General features: G+C 64.6%; 16 protein-coding genes. 7 read left to right on the top strand and 9 right to left on the bottom strand.

Annotation, left to right across the window (positions count from 1 at the left end):
- The first annotated feature begins 39 nt into the window (after positions 1–39).
- Positions 40–333 (top strand): BufA1 family periplasmic bufferin-type metallophore, encoded by a 294-nt coding sequence (locus AC1RJW_RS13480; protein WP_493045364.1) that lies wholly within the window; start codon positions 40–42, stop codon positions 331–333.
- Between the two features lie 17 nt (positions 334–350).
- Positions 351–1,985 (top strand): MNIO family bufferin maturase, encoded by a 1,635-nt coding sequence (gene bufB, locus AC1RJW_RS13475; RefSeq protein WP_493045363.1) that lies wholly within the window; start codon positions 351–353, stop codon positions 1,983–1,985.
- Between the two features lie 4 nt (positions 1,986–1,989).
- On the opposite strand, the gene AC1RJW_RS13470 is transcribed toward bufB, so the two are convergent.
- From AC1RJW_RS13470 to fumC, 3 genes are all read right to left on the bottom strand, one after another.
- Positions 1,990–2,277 carry a hypothetical protein gene (locus AC1RJW_RS13470; RefSeq protein ID WP_493045362.1) on the bottom strand — a complete coding sequence of 96 codons (288 nt, stop codon included), beginning with the start codon at positions 2,275–2,277 and terminating at the stop codon, positions 1,990–1,992.
- A gap of 125 nt (positions 2,278–2,402) precedes the next feature.
- On the bottom strand, positions 2,403–2,624 hold the full coding sequence (locus AC1RJW_RS13465; RefSeq protein WP_035825476.1) for an RNA-binding S4 domain-containing protein: 222 nt from the start codon (positions 2,622–2,624) through the stop codon (positions 2,403–2,405).
- A gap of 96 nt (positions 2,625–2,720) precedes the next feature.
- Positions 2,721–4,115, bottom strand: coding sequence for a class II fumarate hydratase (fumC, locus tag AC1RJW_RS13460; protein WP_493045361.1), 1,395 nt, complete (start codon positions 4,113–4,115; stop codon positions 2,721–2,723).
- A 172-nt stretch (positions 4,116–4,287) separates the two neighbouring features.
- Here fumC and AC1RJW_RS13455 point away from each other — a divergent pair, with 172 nt between their 5' ends.
- Entirely contained in the window at positions 4,288–5,406 is a 1,119-nt protein-coding gene (locus AC1RJW_RS13455; protein WP_493045360.1) for a type IV pilus assembly protein FimV, read from the top strand.
- A 155-nt stretch (positions 5,407–5,561) separates the two neighbouring features.
- Here the strand turns inward: AC1RJW_RS13455 and AC1RJW_RS13450 are convergent, their stop codons facing one another.
- The 3 genes from AC1RJW_RS13450 to AC1RJW_RS13440 all read right to left on the bottom strand — a co-directional run bounded on the left by AC1RJW_RS13450 (position 5,562) and on the right by AC1RJW_RS13440 (position 7,128).
- Complete coding sequence (locus AC1RJW_RS13450; RefSeq protein WP_161911801.1) at positions 5,562–5,714, bottom strand: hypothetical protein; 153 nt, start codon at positions 5,712–5,714, stop codon at positions 5,562–5,564.
- A 109-nt stretch (positions 5,715–5,823) separates the two neighbouring features.
- Entirely contained in the window at positions 5,824–6,096 is a 273-nt protein-coding gene (locus AC1RJW_RS13445) for a flagellar protein FliT (protein WP_493045584.1), read from the bottom strand.
- A gap of 204 nt (positions 6,097–6,300) precedes the next feature.
- Positions 6,301–7,128 (bottom strand): HDOD domain-containing protein, encoded by an 828-nt coding sequence (locus AC1RJW_RS13440; RefSeq protein ID WP_493045359.1) that lies wholly within the window; start codon positions 7,126–7,128, stop codon positions 6,301–6,303.
- A 155-nt stretch (positions 7,129–7,283) separates the two neighbouring features.
- Here AC1RJW_RS13440 and AC1RJW_RS13435 point away from each other — a divergent pair, with 155 nt between their 5' ends.
- The 3 genes from AC1RJW_RS13435 to AC1RJW_RS13425 all read left to right on the top strand — a co-directional run bounded on the left by AC1RJW_RS13435 (position 7,284) and on the right by AC1RJW_RS13425 (position 10,403).
- The gene (locus AC1RJW_RS13435; RefSeq protein WP_493045358.1) at positions 7,284–9,353 is read left to right on the top strand and encodes a M13 family metallopeptidase; all 2,070 of its coding nucleotides are present in this window, start codon (positions 7,284–7,286) and stop codon (positions 9,351–9,353) included.
- Between the two features lie 67 nt (positions 9,354–9,420).
- Positions 9,421–10,062 carry a class I SAM-dependent methyltransferase gene (locus AC1RJW_RS13430; RefSeq protein ID WP_493045357.1) on the top strand — a complete coding sequence of 214 codons (642 nt, stop codon included), beginning with the start codon at positions 9,421–9,423 and terminating at the stop codon, positions 10,060–10,062.
- Between the two features lie 155 nt (positions 10,063–10,217).
- Positions 10,218–10,403, top strand: a complete 186-nt coding sequence (locus AC1RJW_RS13425; RefSeq protein ID WP_071324957.1) for a CsbD family protein — start codon at positions 10,218–10,220, stop codon at positions 10,401–10,403.
- A 74-nt stretch (positions 10,404–10,477) separates the two neighbouring features.
- On the opposite strand, the gene AC1RJW_RS13420 is transcribed toward AC1RJW_RS13425, so the two are convergent.
- The 3 genes from AC1RJW_RS13420 to AC1RJW_RS13410 form a co-directional block, all read right to left on the bottom strand.
- Complete coding sequence (locus AC1RJW_RS13420; RefSeq protein ID WP_493045356.1) at positions 10,478–12,688, bottom strand: S9 family peptidase; 2,211 nt, start codon at positions 12,686–12,688, stop codon at positions 10,478–10,480.
- Positions 12,689–12,878: 190 nt separating this feature from the next.
- On the bottom strand, positions 12,879–13,718 hold the full coding sequence (locus AC1RJW_RS13415) for a PhzF family phenazine biosynthesis protein (protein WP_493045355.1): 840 nt from the start codon (positions 13,716–13,718) through the stop codon (positions 12,879–12,881).
- Between the two features lie 15 nt (positions 13,719–13,733).
- Entirely contained in the window at positions 13,734–15,125 is a 1,392-nt protein-coding gene (locus tag AC1RJW_RS13410) for an MATE family efflux transporter (RefSeq protein ID WP_493045354.1), read from the bottom strand.
- Between the two features lie 193 nt (positions 15,126–15,318).
- Here AC1RJW_RS13410 and AC1RJW_RS13405 point away from each other — a divergent pair, with 193 nt between their 5' ends.
- On the top strand, positions 15,319–15,990 hold the full coding sequence (locus AC1RJW_RS13405; RefSeq protein WP_493045353.1) for a beta/gamma-crystallin: 672 nt from the start codon (positions 15,319–15,321) through the stop codon (positions 15,988–15,990).
- Positions 15,991–16,134 lie beyond the last annotated feature (144 nt).

Below are 16,134 nucleotides of genomic sequence, written 5' to 3'. Positions count from 1 at the left end.
GACTTACCGATTACTTTGACCCATGCAAGAGGATTCTCCATGAACAAACGTCAAGCTCTCATCGCCGCCGCCCTCGCGGGCCTTTGCGCCGGCGCCGCCGTCAATGCGGCCGCGCACGACGGTCCCGCCCCCGGCGACAAGGAAAAATGCTACGGCGTGGCCAAGGCGGGGCAGAACGATTGCGCTTCGTCCGATGGAGCGCATTCCTGCGCGGGCCAGGCAGAGGCAGACAACCTGCCCACGGAATGGACGTATGTTGCCAAGGGCACGTGCGAACAGGCGGGCGGCTCCGTCAAGGCCGGCAAGGCTGCCAAGCCGGCCACGCAGCCGTAAGCGTTCGCCGCCTGCCCATGCCGCCGCCCATCCAGGCGCTTGCCGGCGTCGGCTTGCGCGCCGCGCACTACCGCGACTTCCTCGAACGCCGGCCCGCCGTGGGCTGGCTGGAAGTGCATACCGAAAATTATCTGCAGCCTTCGGGCTGGGACTGGCACGTGCTGCAGACCTTGCGCCAGGATTACCCCGTCAGCCTGCATGGCGTGGGACTGGGCCTGGGTTCTGTGCAGGGCTTTTCCGAGGCCCATTTGCAGCGCGTGCGTGCCGTGGTCGAGCGTATCGAGCCGGCCCTCGTGTCGGAGCACTTGTGCTGGGGCGCCGTGGCGCAGCAGCAACTCAATGATTTGTTGCCGCTGGCCTTGAATGGCGCCGCCCTGGATTTGCTGTGCGCCAGAGTGGGGAGGGTGCAGGATGTGCTGAAAAGGCCGATCTTGCTGGAGAATGTCGCCACTTACCTGCGTTTTGCCGACGATGCCATGAGCGAGGCGCAATTCCTGGCGGAACTGGCACGGCGCAGCGGTTGCGGGCTGCTGCTCGATATCAATAATCTGTATGTGAACCAGTGCAACCACGGCGAAGATGCCTTGGCGGCCATGCAGTCCATCGCGCCGGGCAGCGTGGGCGAACTGCACCTGGGCGGCCATCTGCTGACGCCGCATGCCGTGATCGATCACCATGGCGCCGCCGTGGCCGATCCCGTCTGGGATTTGTATGCAGTCGCCTTGCAGCGCTTTGGCGCCATTCCCACCCTGGTCGAATGGGACACGGATGTGCCGCCGCTCGATATCCTGCTGGGCGAGGCGAGCAAGGCGCAAGCCATGCTGGCGCGCCATGCGCCGCAAACGCCATGGCAGGAGGCGGCGCTGCCGACCCCGCCGCCACCCGCAGCGCCAGACGCGCTGGCGGCAAGCCAGCAAGCGTTTGTCACGGCCCTGCTCGATATGGTGGCAGTCCTGCCGGCGTTCGCGGGAGCGGCGGTGCCGCAGCGTTTTGCACTGTACCGCGGCAATCTGGGCGCCACCTGGCGCCGCACGCTGGCGCACGCCTATCCCGTCGTGCTGGCGCTGGTGGGCGAGGATTTCTTTGGCGGCCTGGCGCGTGCGTATGGCCGGAAGATGCCATCCGATAGCGCCGATTTGAACCAGTTTGGCGCCCGTTTCGCCGATTTTCTCGCTGCGTTCCCGCCAGTGGATGAGTTGCCTTACCTGCCGGACATGGCGCGCCTGGAATGGGCCGTGCACCTGGCCCATTACGCGGCCGACGGACAGGGCCTGGCGCCCGAGTCGCTGGCCGCCCTGCACCCCGATCAGCTGGAAGCGCGTCGTTTTACCCTGCATCCCGCTTGCGCCTTGCTGGCGTCGCGCTGGCAGGTGGCGGCACTGTGGCAGGCGCATCAAGAGGGGGAAGGAGCGGGGGAAGGGCAGCGGGTGTTTTCGCAGGATATGCAGGTGGCCAGCTGGGCACTGGTATGCCGGACGGGCTGGAAGGCGCAGGTGCTGGTGCTGGATGCGGCCGCGCATGCGGCGTTGGCGCTATTGCAGCAAGGGCAGACCTTCGGCGCCGCGCTCGATGTGGCGTTCGAACTGGTCCCGGCATTCGACCTGGCCGCGCACTTGCGCCAGTGGCTGGCGCATGCGGTGCTGGCGGCGTAGCTATTTACTCGAAGGCCCGCAGTACGCGTGCTTCGCCCGTCTGGTCGCGGTACAGCGCGTTGGCGGCCAGGGTGGCGTCCATCATGCGCGTGACTTGCTCTTCTTCAAAACGGGCCAGTTCGGCGGTGGCCGCGACGAGGGCCAGCTGCAGCCTGGCGCGCGCGCTCTGGTAAAGGCTGCTGGTGTATTTGTCTGTGTTACGCAGCAATTCTTCCGCGTTTTCTATTACCTGGCGCAAGTCGCCGATCAGGCGTTCCTGGCTGCGCGTACCTTGTTCGGGATGGTGGTCCATGGCGCTTCCCTTCTGCAATCGATATTTATCTGACAATAGCGACGTCTTGCAGCTTGATCCAGGCAGCCGGGCTGGCAGGCATGCTGGCTGGACGCATGGGGCCGCTTTCGCGCCCCATGCCGGGGTCAGACAGGAGCGACGACCGTGATACGGATATCGCCCACGCTGACGACCTGGCCGGCGCGGATCTTGGCGGTCTTGCGCAATTCCTTCTTGCCATCGACCTTCACCACGCCGCTATCGACCATGACCTTGCCTGCGCCACCGCTGTCGCACAGGCCGACCAGCTTCAGCAGCTGGTTCAGCTCGACGAACTCGGATGTTAAATCAAAGCTTACTTTTTGCATTGTATCCCTTATTGCAACGATGTGTTTTCAACACTGAATGACGGTGTCAACTAAGGTCATAGTTTACATGAAGCCTGGGGCAATGCAGGCTGAGCCTTAACTTTTGTTGGGCTGCGTCATCTCCAGTGGCACGATCCATGCGCTGAATTGCTCTTCCGTCACAAAGCCCAGGGCCAGCGCCGCTTCCTTCAGGGTCGTGCCTTCGTGCTGGGCCTGCTTGGCGATTTGCGCCGCCTTGTCGTAGCCGATGTGCGGCGCCAGCGCCGTGACCAGCATCAAGGAGCGTTCCATCAGTTCGGCGATGCGACCACGGTTCGGCGCGATGCCGTGCGCGCAATGCTCGTCGAAGCTGCGCATGCCGTCGCCGAGCAGGCGCGCGCTTTGCAGGAAGTTGTGTGCAATCAAGGGCTTGAAGACGTTCAGCTCGAAATTGCCCGAGGCGCCGCCCACCGTGATGGCCACGTCGTTGCCGAACACCTGGCAGCAGAGCATGGTCAGCGCTTCGCACTGGGTGGGATTGACCTTGCCCGGCATGATGGAGCTGCCCGGCTCGTTTTCGGGGATGGTGATTTCGCCGAGGCCGGAACGGGGGCCGGACGCCATCCAGCGCACGTCGTTGGCGATTTTCATCAGGGCCGTGGCCAGGGTTTTCAAGGCGCCATGGGCGGCCACCAGCGCGTCGTGGGCGGCCAGCGCGGCAAACTTGTTGCTGGCCGTTTCGAATGGCTGGCCCGTCAGGCGCGCCAGTTCCGCCGCAATGCGACCGCCAAATTCCACGTGGGCATTCAAGCCCGTGCCGACAGCCGTGCCGCCGGCGGCCAGCTGCAGCAGCGGCGGCAACGAGGCGGTAATGATGTGCTCGGCGAAGTCCAGCTGCGCCACGTAGCCGGAAAATTCCTGGCCCAGGGTCAGCGGGGTCGCGTCCTGCAAATGGGTGCGGCCGATCTTGACGATGTCGGCAAATTCCGTGGCTTTCGCATCCAGGGTGGCGCGCAGCTGGCGCAGCGGCGGCAAGACCGTGTTGGCGACGGCCAGCGCGGCCGCCACATGGATTGCGGTGGGAAAGATGTCGTTCGAGGACTGGCCCAGGTTGACGTCGTCGTTCGGGTGCAGCAGGCGCTCGGCGCCCCGCAAGCCGCCGATCAGCTCGGAACCGCGGTTGGCCAGCACTTCGTTCATGTTCATATTGCTTTGCGTGCCGGACCCCGTCTGCCAGACGGCCAGCGGGAATTCTGCGTCATGCTTGCCGGCCAGCACTTCGTCGGCCGCCTGCGTGATGGCGATGGCTTTCTTGCCATCCAGTAATCCCAGGTCCAGGTTGACGTGGGCGGCCGCGCGCTTGACGGTGGCCAGGGCGGCGATCAGTTCGGGCGGCATCTTTTCCGTGGAGATATGGAAGTGCTCGAGCGAGCGCTGCGTTTGCGCTCCCCAAAGCCGGTCGGCGGGTACGTCGATCGGGCCAAAACTGTCGCGTTCGATTCTGCTGCTCATGGCATCCCTTTCATCGATGGAGGTGGATCGAGTGTACTCCAGACGTCAAAAAGGCACAGGATGATGCTGTATTGCATCATTTTTGCCCTGACCCATCTATATTTTTGGGATTTCCTGCCGTTAAAGACGGGCGAGTCCCCATTATTTATCCTGTTATCAAAGCGATCAGTCCATGCAGAGCAGCATCCTTCCCCGTTGGTCCCTGATCGCGTGCGTCGCCGCCAGCCTGGCCTTGCCGCCCGTCATGGCGGCCGAACTGGGCGAGATGGCGGTGCTGTCGCACATGGGCCAGCCCCTGCTGGCCGAGCTCGAACTGACGGCGCTGGCGCCCGATGAGGCTAACGGCGTGGCCGTGCGCCTGGCCTCGCCCGATGTGTACCGGGGCGGCGGCATCGGCATGGACCCGGCGCTGCAAACCTTGACGATCAGTCCGTTTGAGCGCGGTGGACGCCACTATGTGCGCGTGGCCACGCGGCAAGCGATTCAGGCGGGCCATGTGCACCTGTATTTATTGCTGGGCAATGGCAATGGCGCCATCGTGCGCCTGGGCACCTTGTGGCTGACGCCGGCGCCGCCCGCCGCCGTTGCCATCAGTGTGCCAGCCAGGCCAGCCGTTCCGGCGCCCGCGCCTGTCTCCACGCCTGCGCCGTTGCCGCGCGCCGTACCCGTCGCGTCGCCCGACGCCGCCGCGCTGGCGGCCCGCGCGCGGGCCGAGGGCCTCGTGCGTCCGGCGCGCGTGTTCGTGCCGCCGCCCGCTGCCCCCAAACTGACCGCCCCGGCGCTGCCGCGCCGTGCCACGGCGCCCGTGGCCGCCTGTACGCCTCAGGCGGATACGGGGCAGGCGGCAGCGTGCCTGGCGCTGGACGAGAAAAATACGGCCCTGAATGAAAAGCTCGGTGAGCTGGAAGGCAAGATCGGCGTCTTGCAACAGGCGCTGGCCCTGCCTGCGGCCGCGGCCGCCGTGCCGCCCGTCGCCGCGCCAGCCGTGGCGGAAGCGCCCCATGGCAAACCCAAGCCCCTGCACGCGGCGCCTGCCGCCGAGAAGGAAAAGAAATCGGCCAGCAACGGCTTGTTGTGGCTCGGTATCGGCACTTTGCTCTTCCTGCTGCTGACGGCGCTCATCGTGTACATCGTGCGCAAGCGCAGGCAAGCGGCGGGGCCGGGTGCGCCGTCGAAATACTGGGTTCTGCTGCGCAAGCCGTTCGGCCGCAGGAAGAAGGATGTGCCCGTGTTGACGGAAGCGGTGGAGGAGGAAGCGGCCGCGCCGGAAGCAGAGCCGTTCTCGCGTTAATGCTGTTGCAAGGCCGCTCTACAATTTGATATAAAAAAAGATATTGAAAAAATACATGGAAACGCTTGCCAATCACGTTGCCTATTTTTTAAAGATGGTGATATGATTAATTCAGTGGACTTGCTCTACGACAAAACAGCCCCAGCCTGGCGCAGTCACCAACGATAGTGTGGCGCGGCAAACCAGGTGTAGCGTTGCATAAACGCCTGGGTCTGGAAGCGGTTTGCGATGCCGACGATGTGCTCGCGAACGCCGGATGCAACCGGCAGCGAGGCGACGCCAGGAGATACCTGGGGCTCGCCTTCCACATTCCCCTCCTTGTTTTTCGCGCGCCGCAGACGCCGCGCTCCCGGCAAGGCGGCAGACGTAAAAAAAGCACCCGCGGGTGCTTTTGTCGTTTCTGGCGCGGCTAGCTTCTTACATGCGGGCGCGCGAACCTGGCATGGCGTTCGACAGCTGCGTCATCCACGGTTCCGTGATGGCGCGGATTTCGCGGTCATTGGCCAGGATTTGCTTGAGCAAGTCGATCTTGCGCAGGCGCGAGGCGCCGGCCAGGGCAGGCACCTTGCCCGCCATGGTTGCGCTGGCGGCGCTGGCGCACTGGTTTTCCAGGGTGTCCAAGTTGTCCCAGTCGCTCGAACGTGCGGCCACGACCATTTTATTGGTCATTCCTGCAATATTTTCATACATCGAAAGAACGTCGTTGGAGGTCATGAGCACACCCGTAACTAGTGAATGGATTACCGCTTGTCTAGATTAACGGCGGCTCCAACGGGAACTTGAGGGTGTTTTTGAAAAAAAAGTGAAAATAATTGGGACGTTTGCTGGCTGGCCGCCGGAATCGTCCGCAAACCCCCCATGGATGCCGGGGTGGCGCTGCCGGCAGCGGCGGATTTATTTGACGAGTTCTTCCAGTCCGGCACTCAGTTCGGCCGGCGGCGGCATCCTGTCGACCAGCACGGACGGCGGCAAACCGAGCGCTTCGGCCACCTCGTTGGGGTAGCAGGCGATGATTTCTTCATTGCTCAAGGCATTTTCCTCGATGCGCGCGCGCCAGGCGGCCAGGTGGATGATGGCGGCCAGGCGGTTCAACGGCGCCTTGGCCAGCGGATCGGGAAAGGCGGCGATGGCCTCGGCAAAGGCGGGCGGAAACTTCCAGCGGCGCGCCAGTTCGGCGCCCACCTGCGCAAAATCGTAGCCCAGCGATACCCGTTCCGCATCGAGCCGGCGCGCGTCGAGCGGCGGGGCAATCTTGTCGAGCTGCATGGCTTGCTCGGGCATGGCGGCATGGATCACCAGTTGTCCGATCGCATGCATCATGCCGATGGTGAAGGCCAGGTCCTGGTTGTCGCCCGTCTGCCTGGCGATCCAGCGGGCGGATACGGCGCTGTGCAGGCTGTAGCGCCAGAACTGCGGCAAATTCAGTCCCGGCACGGCCTTGAAACCGCTGACCAGGCCGGAACTGATGACGAGGGTGCGCACGGTAACAAAACCGAGCATCAGCACGGCGTCTTCCACCGTGCCGATGCTGCGCGAGACGTGGTAATAGGCCGAGTTGGCCAGCCGCAGCAGCTTGGCGCTCAAGGCCGGGTCCGCTCCCAGTTGGCGCGCGATGTCTTCGGTGGCGATGGCGGGGTTGTCGAAACTGCGCACCAGTTCATCGACGATCTTCGGGGCGGCAGGCAGGGCGTGGGGATGCTGGAACAGCGCTTCCAGTTGCATGGCAATCTCCTTGGCGTTCGCGCGGTACGGCGTGCAGTCGTGCAACTATATGCTGATTTTTTTGTCCGCATGCAAAAAAGTTCCGGGACGGTTTTTTGCCCAAAAAGGCAGGGTTTTCAGGGTATGATTTTGGCTATTACATCGAAAGGATCGCCATGCACGGTTTGCGTTTTTCCTGGTCCCGGACGCCAGTCCAGGCTGCCATTATCCTCGCCCTGGCCGGCGTCTCGCTGACCGGTTTGCCTGTCCAGGCGCATGGCCAGCAAGCGGCCGCCAGCGCCGGCGTTCCCGCTGCCGCGAAGGCCTTGCCCGGCGACGATTTCTACGATTACGTGAATGGCGACTGGCTGCGCAGCACGGAGATTCCTGCCGACCGCAGCAGCTGGGGCTCGTTCGCCATCCTAGCCAACGCCACCAACGAGCGCATCATTGGCCTCGTCGAAGGCCTGGCGGCGGCGCCACAGGCGGATGCGGGCGCGCGCCAGGTCAGCGATTTTTACCGGTCCTGGATGGATGAAGCGGCTATCGAAGCGAAAGGCTGGGCGCCGATCAAGCCCCTATTGACAAAGATCAATGGCATACGCGACCAGGCAGGGCTGGCCCGCGCGCTGGGCGAGAGCTTGCGCGCCGACGTCGATCCGCTCAACTCCACCAATTTTTATACGGAGAACCTGTTCGGCCTGTGGGTGGCGCAAGACTTGAACGACACCACGCGCAATGTGGCCTATCTGCTGCAGGGCGGACTGGGCTTGCCCGACCGCGCGTTCTACCAGAGCGACAGCGCGCGCATGCAGGGCTTGCGCGCGGGCTACCAGGCGCATATCGCAGCCATGCTCAAGCAGGCCGGCTACCGCGATGCGCCGGCCCGCGCCGCGCGCGTGTTTGCGCTGGAGCAACAAATTGCCGCGAGTCACGCCAGCCGCGAGGATTCGGCCGATGTTGCCAAGGGCAACAACGCCTGGCGCGCCGCCGACTTCGCCAGCAAGGCGCCGGGACTCGACTGGAAAGCCTTCTTCCAGGCGGCAGGGCTGGGCCAGCAGACGGATTTCATCGTCTGGCATCCGACGGCCATGACGGGCAGCGCCGCGCTGGTGGCGAGCGTGCCGCTGGCCACTTGGAAGGATTTCCTTGCCTTCCACGCGATCAACCATTTCAGCACCATCTTGCCGAAGGCGGCCGCCGACCAGCGCTTCGCCTTCTATGGCAGCGTCCTGAGCGGCACGCCGCAGCAGTCGCTGCGCAGCAAGCGGGCGCTGGCCGCGACGAATGCGGCCCTCAGCGACGCCGTCGGCAAGCTGTACGTGGAACGCTATTTCCCGCCGGAATCGAAAGCCCGCGTGCAAGACATGGTGACGAATATCGTCGCCGCCTTCTCGCGCCGCATCGACAAGCTGGACTGGATGGCGCCGGCCACCAAGGCGCAGGCGCAGGAAAAGCTCAAGACCCTGTACGTGGGCGTGGGCTACCCCGAGCGCTGGGAAAACTATGCGGGCTTGCGCGTGGTGCGCGGCGATGCACTGGGCAATGTGCAGCGGGCGGAACAGTTTCATTACCGGCATGAGCTGGCCAAGCTGGGCCAGTCGCCCGACCGCAAGGCCTGGGCCATGCCGGCGCAACTGGTCAACGCCGTCAATTTGCCGCTGCAAAATGCACTGAACTTTCCCGCCGCCATCCTGCAGCCGCCATTCTTCGACCCGCAAGCATCCGATGCGGCCAACTATGGCGGCATCGGCGCCACCATCGGCCACGAGATCAGCCACAGTTTTGACGACCAGGGCGCGCAGTTCGACGCCCAGGGCAAGCTGCGCGACTGGTGGACGCCGGCCGACCTGGCGCATTTCCAGTCGGCATCCAAGCAATTGGTGGCGCAGTTCGCGGCCTACAAACCGTTCCCGGACCTGGTCGTGAATGGCCAGCTGACCCTGAGCGAAAACCTGGCCGACCTGGCCGGCGTGGCGGCCGCGCATGACGCGTTTGCGCTATCGCAACAGGGCAAGCCGGCGCAGGCGGACGCGGACCGCGATTTCTTCACCGGCTACGGCGTCAGCTGGCGCAGCAAGGCGCGCGAAGCGGCGGCGCGCCAGCAAATCCTCACGGATGGCCATGCGCCCGCGCAATACCGCGCCGCCACCGTGCGCAACCTCGACGCCTGGTATCCGGCCTTCGACGTCCAGCCGGGGCAGCAGCTGTACCTGGCGCCGGAACAGCGCGTGCGCGTCTGGTAGTCATTGACGGTGCCGGACGCGCAGCGCGCCGGCACCGTAAAATGGCGTGATTACAGATTGGAGCGCCATGAAGCCGACCCCGCCGCAAGATCCCATCCACGCCATCACCGGGCGTACCCTGGCCCATTACGACGCCAGTGCCGAGCAGTTTTTCGAAGGCACGCGCGACCACGACGTCAGCCAGAACATCGCTGCGCTGCTGAACGCCATCGGCCAGCCGGCGCCGCTGGCCATCCTCGACCTGGGCTGCGGCCCCGGCCGCGACCTGAAGGCGTTCACGGCCCTGGGCCACCACGCGACGGGCGTCGATGGCTGCCCCCGTTTCGTCGAGATGGCGCGCGCCTACAGCGGCTGCACCGTATGGCAGCAGGATTTCGTCGACCTCGACTTGCCGGCTGCGCATTTCGACGGCGTGTTCGCGAATGCCGTGCTGTTCCACGTGCCCAGCGCCGCCTTGCCCGGTGTGCTGCGGGCTTTGTACGCGTGCCTGAAACCGGGCGGCGTGCTGTTCAGCTCGAACCCGCGCGGGCAGAACCAGGAAGGCTGGAATGGCGCGCGCTACGGCAGCTACCATGACGAAGCGAGCTGGGCCGCGTACGTGCAGGCGGCCGGTTTCAGCCTGGTCGAACAGTACTACCGTCCGCCGGGCTTGCCGCGCGAACAGCAGCCGTGGCTGGCCACCGTCTGGCGCAAGGATTTGACGGCCTGATCGACGATGTTGGCACTGTGTTAGGAACCGTACAGAGCCTTTGATCCCCACTGCGTACTATGGACACATCGACACGCAACAAGCAGCGTGTGAGCCGCAGTACCGGCCCTTGTCGGGCTGGACAACAGATGTACCAACTACAGTGAGGATCCATCATGAACAAAGATCAAGTCGAAGGTAAACTGAAGGAAGTCGGCGGTAAAATCCAGGAAGCCGCTGGCAAAGTCGTCGGCAGCGAAGAACAGCAAGCCAAGGGCCTGGCAAACCAGGTCGAAGGCAAAGTGCAGAAGAAAGTTGGCGATGTGAAAGAGGCGGTGGAAACTGTCACGCGCAAGCCATAATTTCTGCTCCAGTATAAAAAAACCGCCGCCTGTCGCAAGACAGGCGGCGGTTTTTTATTTGATGCAGCGCAAGCTTACTGTGCCGGCTTCATCAGGTTCTGCTTGAAGAACAGCTCGATTTTCTTGTACACGTGGCGCTGGCCCGCGCGCGACGAGATGCCGTGCTTGGCGCCCGGATACGTCATCAGGTCGAACTGCACGCCGCGGTTGACCAGCGCGTCGATCAGGCGCGTGCTGTTGCTGAACAAGACGTTGTCGTCGGCCATGCCGTGCACCAGCAGCAGCGGCGACTTCAGGCCGTCGAGGTGGGCGAACACGGTGCTGGCCTTGTAGCCATCCACGTTTTCCTTCGGCATGCCGAGGAATTGCTCCGTGTAATGGGTGTCGTACAGCGACCAGTCGGTGACGGGCGCAACCGACACGCCCATGGCGATCTTGTCGGACGCTGCCGACAGCAAACGCAGGGTCATGAAGCCGCCGTAGCTCCAGCCGAACACGCCGATGCGTTTAGGATCGACGAAGCTTTGCTTGCCCAGCCAGTCGATGCCCACCAGCTGGTCCGCCACTTCGGCCGCGCCCAGGTTGTGATAGATGGCGTCCGTGAAGGCGCGCTCGCGGCGCGACGAGCCCCGGTTATCGAGGCGGAAGACGACAAAACCCTGCTGCGCCATGTACTGGTCGAAGTTGTTGCCCCAGCGGCGGGCCACGTGCTGCGAGTGCGGGCCGCCGTACGTCGACAGGTAGACGGGATAGCGCTTGCCCGCGTCGAAGTTCGACGGCTTGACGATCGAATAGTGCAGGGTCTGGCCATCGTTGGCCTTCAGGGTGCCGTACTGCGTCGGCAGGTGGTCGGCCTTGTACTTGAAGTACGGGTGGCTGGCGTTGAGCGCATTTTCTTCCAGCCAGCCCACCATGGCGCCGTCCGGGCGGCGGATGCTCACTTGCGGCGGCGTGGCCGGGTCGGAATACGTGTCGACGAAGACTTCGCCATTGCGCGAGAACGTCGTGTCGTGCCAGCCATCGGCCTTGGTGACGCGCTGCGGCTTGTCGGCCGTGCTGCCGTCCAGCGCCAGGGCGTAGGTCTGCTTGTCGATCACGGCGTCGCGGTTCGACGACACGAACACTTTACCCGTCTTCTGGTTCACGGCCAGCACGCTGTCGATGCCCCATGCGCCGGAAGTGACCGGGTGCAGCAGCTTGCCGCTCATGTCGTACAGGTACAGATGGTTGCGGCCCGTGCGCTCGGACGACCACAGGAAGGTGCCGTTCGACAGGAAGCGCAGGTCGTCATGGATGCTGACCCAGGTTGTCGATGTTTCCGTCAGCAGGGTGCGCTGCGCCAAAGAACCGGCGTCGACGGCGACCAGGTCCAGCGTCTTCTGGTCGCGCGACTGGCGCTGGTAGACCAGCGATTTGCTGTCCGCGCTCCAGTCGGCGCGCACCAGGTAGATGTCCGGGTTCGTGCCCAGGTCCACCTGGCGCTGCGCGCCCGTTTCCGGCGAGACGATCAGCAGCTGCACCAGCACGTTCGGGTCGCCCGCGGCAGGGTAGCGCTGTTCCACGACGTCGGTGCGGTCGGCGAAGATTTCAAAGCGGCGCGCCACGGGCACGGGTGCTTCGTCATAGCGTTTGTAGGCGATGGCGGAATCGTCGGGCGCCCAGTAGTAGCCGGTGCGCTGGCCCATTTCTTCCTGCGCCACGAATTCGGCTTCGCCGTTGCGGATCGTGCCCTTGCCATCGGTGGTGAGCTGGCGTTCCTTGTCCGTCTTGAGATCGATCACATAGATGTTTTGATCGCGCACAAACGACACGTAGCGGCCCTTTGGCGAGATTTTCGGATCGAGCACATTGCCCTTGGCGACCAGGCGCGCCTTGTCCGGGTGGGCCGCGTCGACCAGGTACAGATTGCCGGCCAGCGGCACCAGCAGCTGCTTGCCGTCCGGCGACCAGCTGTAGCTGAGAATGCCGTTCAGGCTGGCCGTGCGCTCGCGTTCGCGGCGCGCCTGCTCTTCGGGCGAAATCGTTTCATTCGGCACCAGTGCCTTGGAGTCGACCAGGCGGTGCGTGCTCTTGTCCTTCAGCTTGAATTCCCACAGGTCGAGCTGGAACTGGTTGTCGGCGCGGCCGCGCAGGAAGGTGACGCGTTCGCCGTCGGGCGAGACCTTCAGGTTGCGTACGCCGGGGCCGGCCAGCGCCGGATCGGCGTGGATGCGTTCCAGGGTCAGCTTTTCAGCCGATGCGGGAACGCTGGCCATCGCGGCCAGAAAACAAAGAATAAAACGCATGGATGTCTCGGTAGTTGGAAGAAGAAGGGCACTGCATGTACAGGCGAGCTTGAGCGTTGCCTAAGCGTAAGACGATACCAGAGCGTGCCTGTTTATGCGATAGCGCCAGCCACGGAATAAACCGTTGCTGGCCGTATTTCCTTCGTCAAAAATGTCCAGCAGCCGCCCATTCCATGGCGCTTTGCCCCGTTCAGGCCAATATCGTGCCTTCGATCACGGTCAGGCATGCGCCGCCTATCCAGGCGTGGCCAGCGCGGAAACTGACGGACACGCGGCCGTCGCGCTGCAGGCAGGTGCCCTGGCGCACCGTGTAGTCGGCGCCCGCCAGCAGCTGCGCGATGCAGGCGTTGGCGCTGCCCGTGACGGGGTCTTCCACCAGCGCGCCGTGTTCGCTGAGCAGCGCGCGCACTTCGTAGTCGGCCGGCCCGCCGGCGTCGTGCGGGCCATACAGCGCCAGGCCGTCGGCGCCGGCGGCGGCCAGCAATGGCGTCAGCGCGGCGATGTCGGCGCGCACGGCCAGGCAGGCGGCGGCGCTGGCCAGCGGCACGCACAGCCAGCGGATGCCCATGTCGGCGACGGTGGCGCCAGCGGCCAGTTCTCCGCCCAGCGCCGTTTGCAGCAGCGGCAGCAGCGCCGGGGCCAGCGTGCGCGTGCTGCAGGGCGGCGCCTGGAACGCCAGCACGCCGCCGGCGCCGCGTTCTATCTGTACCAGGCCGACGCCGCATTCCTGCACGATGCGCGCCCCCTTGGGCTGCATGCCCGCATCGAGCAGGGCGTGCGCCGTGCCCAGGGTCGGGTGGCCGGCGAACGGGAATTCCATCTCGGGGGAAAAGATCCGCACGCGGTAATCGGCTGCCGGGTCGCGCGGCGTCAGCACGAAGGTGGTTTCCGACAGGCCCGTCCAGCGCGCGATGGCCTGCATCTGCGCGGCGTCGAGGCCATTCGCGTCCAGCACCACGGCCAGCGGATTGCCCGAGAAGGGAACCGTGCTAAAGACGTCGACTTGCCTGAAGGGGCGTTGTTGCGGCATGGGGTGCTCCTTGTCTCAGGCTGCGCGCAGGCGCTGCAGCGACAGGCGGTTCAGATACCAGGTCAGCAGCACGGCGGCCACCGTCAAGCCCGTGACCAGGCCGATCCAGAAGCCGGCGGCCGCCATCGGTTCGGCCGGCGACCAGATGAAGCCTTGCGGCGCCAGGCCCAGCACATAGCCGATCGGCAGCGAGAAGCCCCAGAAGGCCAGCAGCTGGATCAGCATCGGCTGGCGCGTCACCTTGTAGCCGCGGATGGCGCAGGAAGTGGCCACCTGCGTCGCGTCGGACAGCTGGAACAGGGCGGCGAACAGCAGCAGCTGCGCGCACAGTTCCTGCACCTGCGGGTCGGACGTGTAGGCTTGCGCGATCTGGTGGCGGAAGATGGTGATGACGGCGGCCGAGACGATGGCCGCCGTCAGCGACATGGCCACGCCCACCCACGAAATGAAGCGCGCGCGGCGCAGATTGGCTTCGCCCACGGCATGGCCCACGCGCGTGACCAGCGCGATGCCGAAGGTGAGCGGCACCATGAAGACGACGGACGAGAAATTGAGGGCGATCTGGTGCGCCGAGACCTGGATCACGCCGAAGCGCGCCACCAGCAGGCTGATGACGCCAAACGCGCTCACTTCGGCAAAATACGTGACGCCGATGGGCAGGCCCAGGCGCAGCATGGGGCCGATCGACGACAGCTGCGGCCATTCCCAGTGCGTGAACGGATACGTGGCGTGATAGGCGGGCGCGATCCGGATCCACGCCAGCATGGCCAGCAGCATCATCCACACGCAGCAGGTGGTGGCCACGGCGCAGCCCACGCCGCCCAGTTTCGGCATGCCCCAGTGGCCGTAGATCAGCAGGTAGTTGACGAAAATATTCAGCGCCAGCGCGGCCAGCGCGATCACCATCACGGGCTTGGTCTGGTTGATGCTGGTGCTGTAGCCGTACAGCGCGCGGTAGGCGGCGAACGGCGGCAGCGCGCAGCTGATGATGTGCACGAACAGCTTGGCCTTGGACGCCACGGCGGGTTCCAGCATCAGGTGGTCGAATACCAGCGCCGCCATGTTCGTCAGCAGGCAAGCGACCAGACCGACGAGCAGCGCCTTCCACAGCGACTGGCGCACGATGTGCGGCACCCGGTCGTGGCGCGCGGCGCCGATTTCATGCGCCACCAGGGTATTGATCGCCATCATGATGCCGCTCACCGTAACCAGTACGATGGACCAGATGGCCGCACCCAGCGACACGGCCGCCAGTTCCTCGGGATTCGTATGCCCCGTCATCGCCACGTCGGCCGCGCCCATGCCGACGGTGGCCAGCTGGCCGATCAGGATGGGCCAGGCCAGCTTCCACAGCGAGGACACTTCAGTACGGATGGCGGGCAGGGTGAACGAGGTAGTGTGTGGCATGGTCTGCAAGCTTGACTAAACACAAGATTCTACCGGCATTCGCCGTGCTTGTCCGCCGCGGCGCCCCGGGGGCCGGCCCGGCACGGTAATCATTTGTTACAGCTAAGTGGGCCAGTCGCGGATAGACTGCGCGCTCTATTTGGCAAAATGACCAAATAGTCACACCGCAATATCCTGACTATGGAGCAAGACCATGCTGAAACACACCCTGAACTGCGCCCTGTTGCTGGGCGCCGCCATGACGGCTGAACTGGCCGGCGCCGGCGAACTGACCCTGTATTCGCGCGACGATTATCACGGCCGCTCGCAAACCGTGCGCGAGGCCGTCGCCGACCTTGAAGACCTGCGTTTCAACGACACGACGCAAAGCATCCGCGTGCGCTCGGGCCGCTGGGAAGCGTGCGAGGACGCCGATTTCCGCGGCGCCTGCTTCCTGCTCGAGACGGGCGAGTACCCGTCGCTGGACGGCCAGGCCAACAAGATCACGTCGCTGCGCGAAGTGCGCGGCGGCTGGGACGGCCATCGGGGCCGCGACCGTGACGGTGACCGCGACCGGGGACGCGACTGGGACGACCGCCGTGACCGCGAGCGCGGCCATTTGCCGGGGCGCTCGCTGGGCGGCGAGCTGACCTTCTATACGCGCGACGATTTCGCCGGCCGCAGCTTGAGCGTGAGCAATGCTTCGGCCGATTTGCGCGAGCGCGACTTCAACGACACGGTGCAAAGCGTGCGCGTGCGCTCCGGCTATTGGGAAGTGTGCGAAGACGTGGGCTTCCGTGGCCGCTGCCGCACCTTGGCGCCGGGCGAGTACGCGAGCCTGGAACGCATGAGCAACCGCATCTCGTCGGTGCGCGAAGTGCGCTGACGCGGGGCAGGTAGTAGCCAAGTGGCAATAACAGGCCCGCGCAGGGCCTGTTATTGCTTTTGGTAACAATTTATTGTGCTTTTCCCATACTTTGTTACACCGTTTTTTCTGTGGATGGCTACACTGACATCAGTTGTCATGTCG

It is taken from the genome of Janthinobacterium sp. GW822-FHT07A03 (assembly GCF_058798815.1).
Note: the sequence above shows the minus strand (reverse complement) of the source record. Positions and strands in the feature narration are given on the sequence as shown.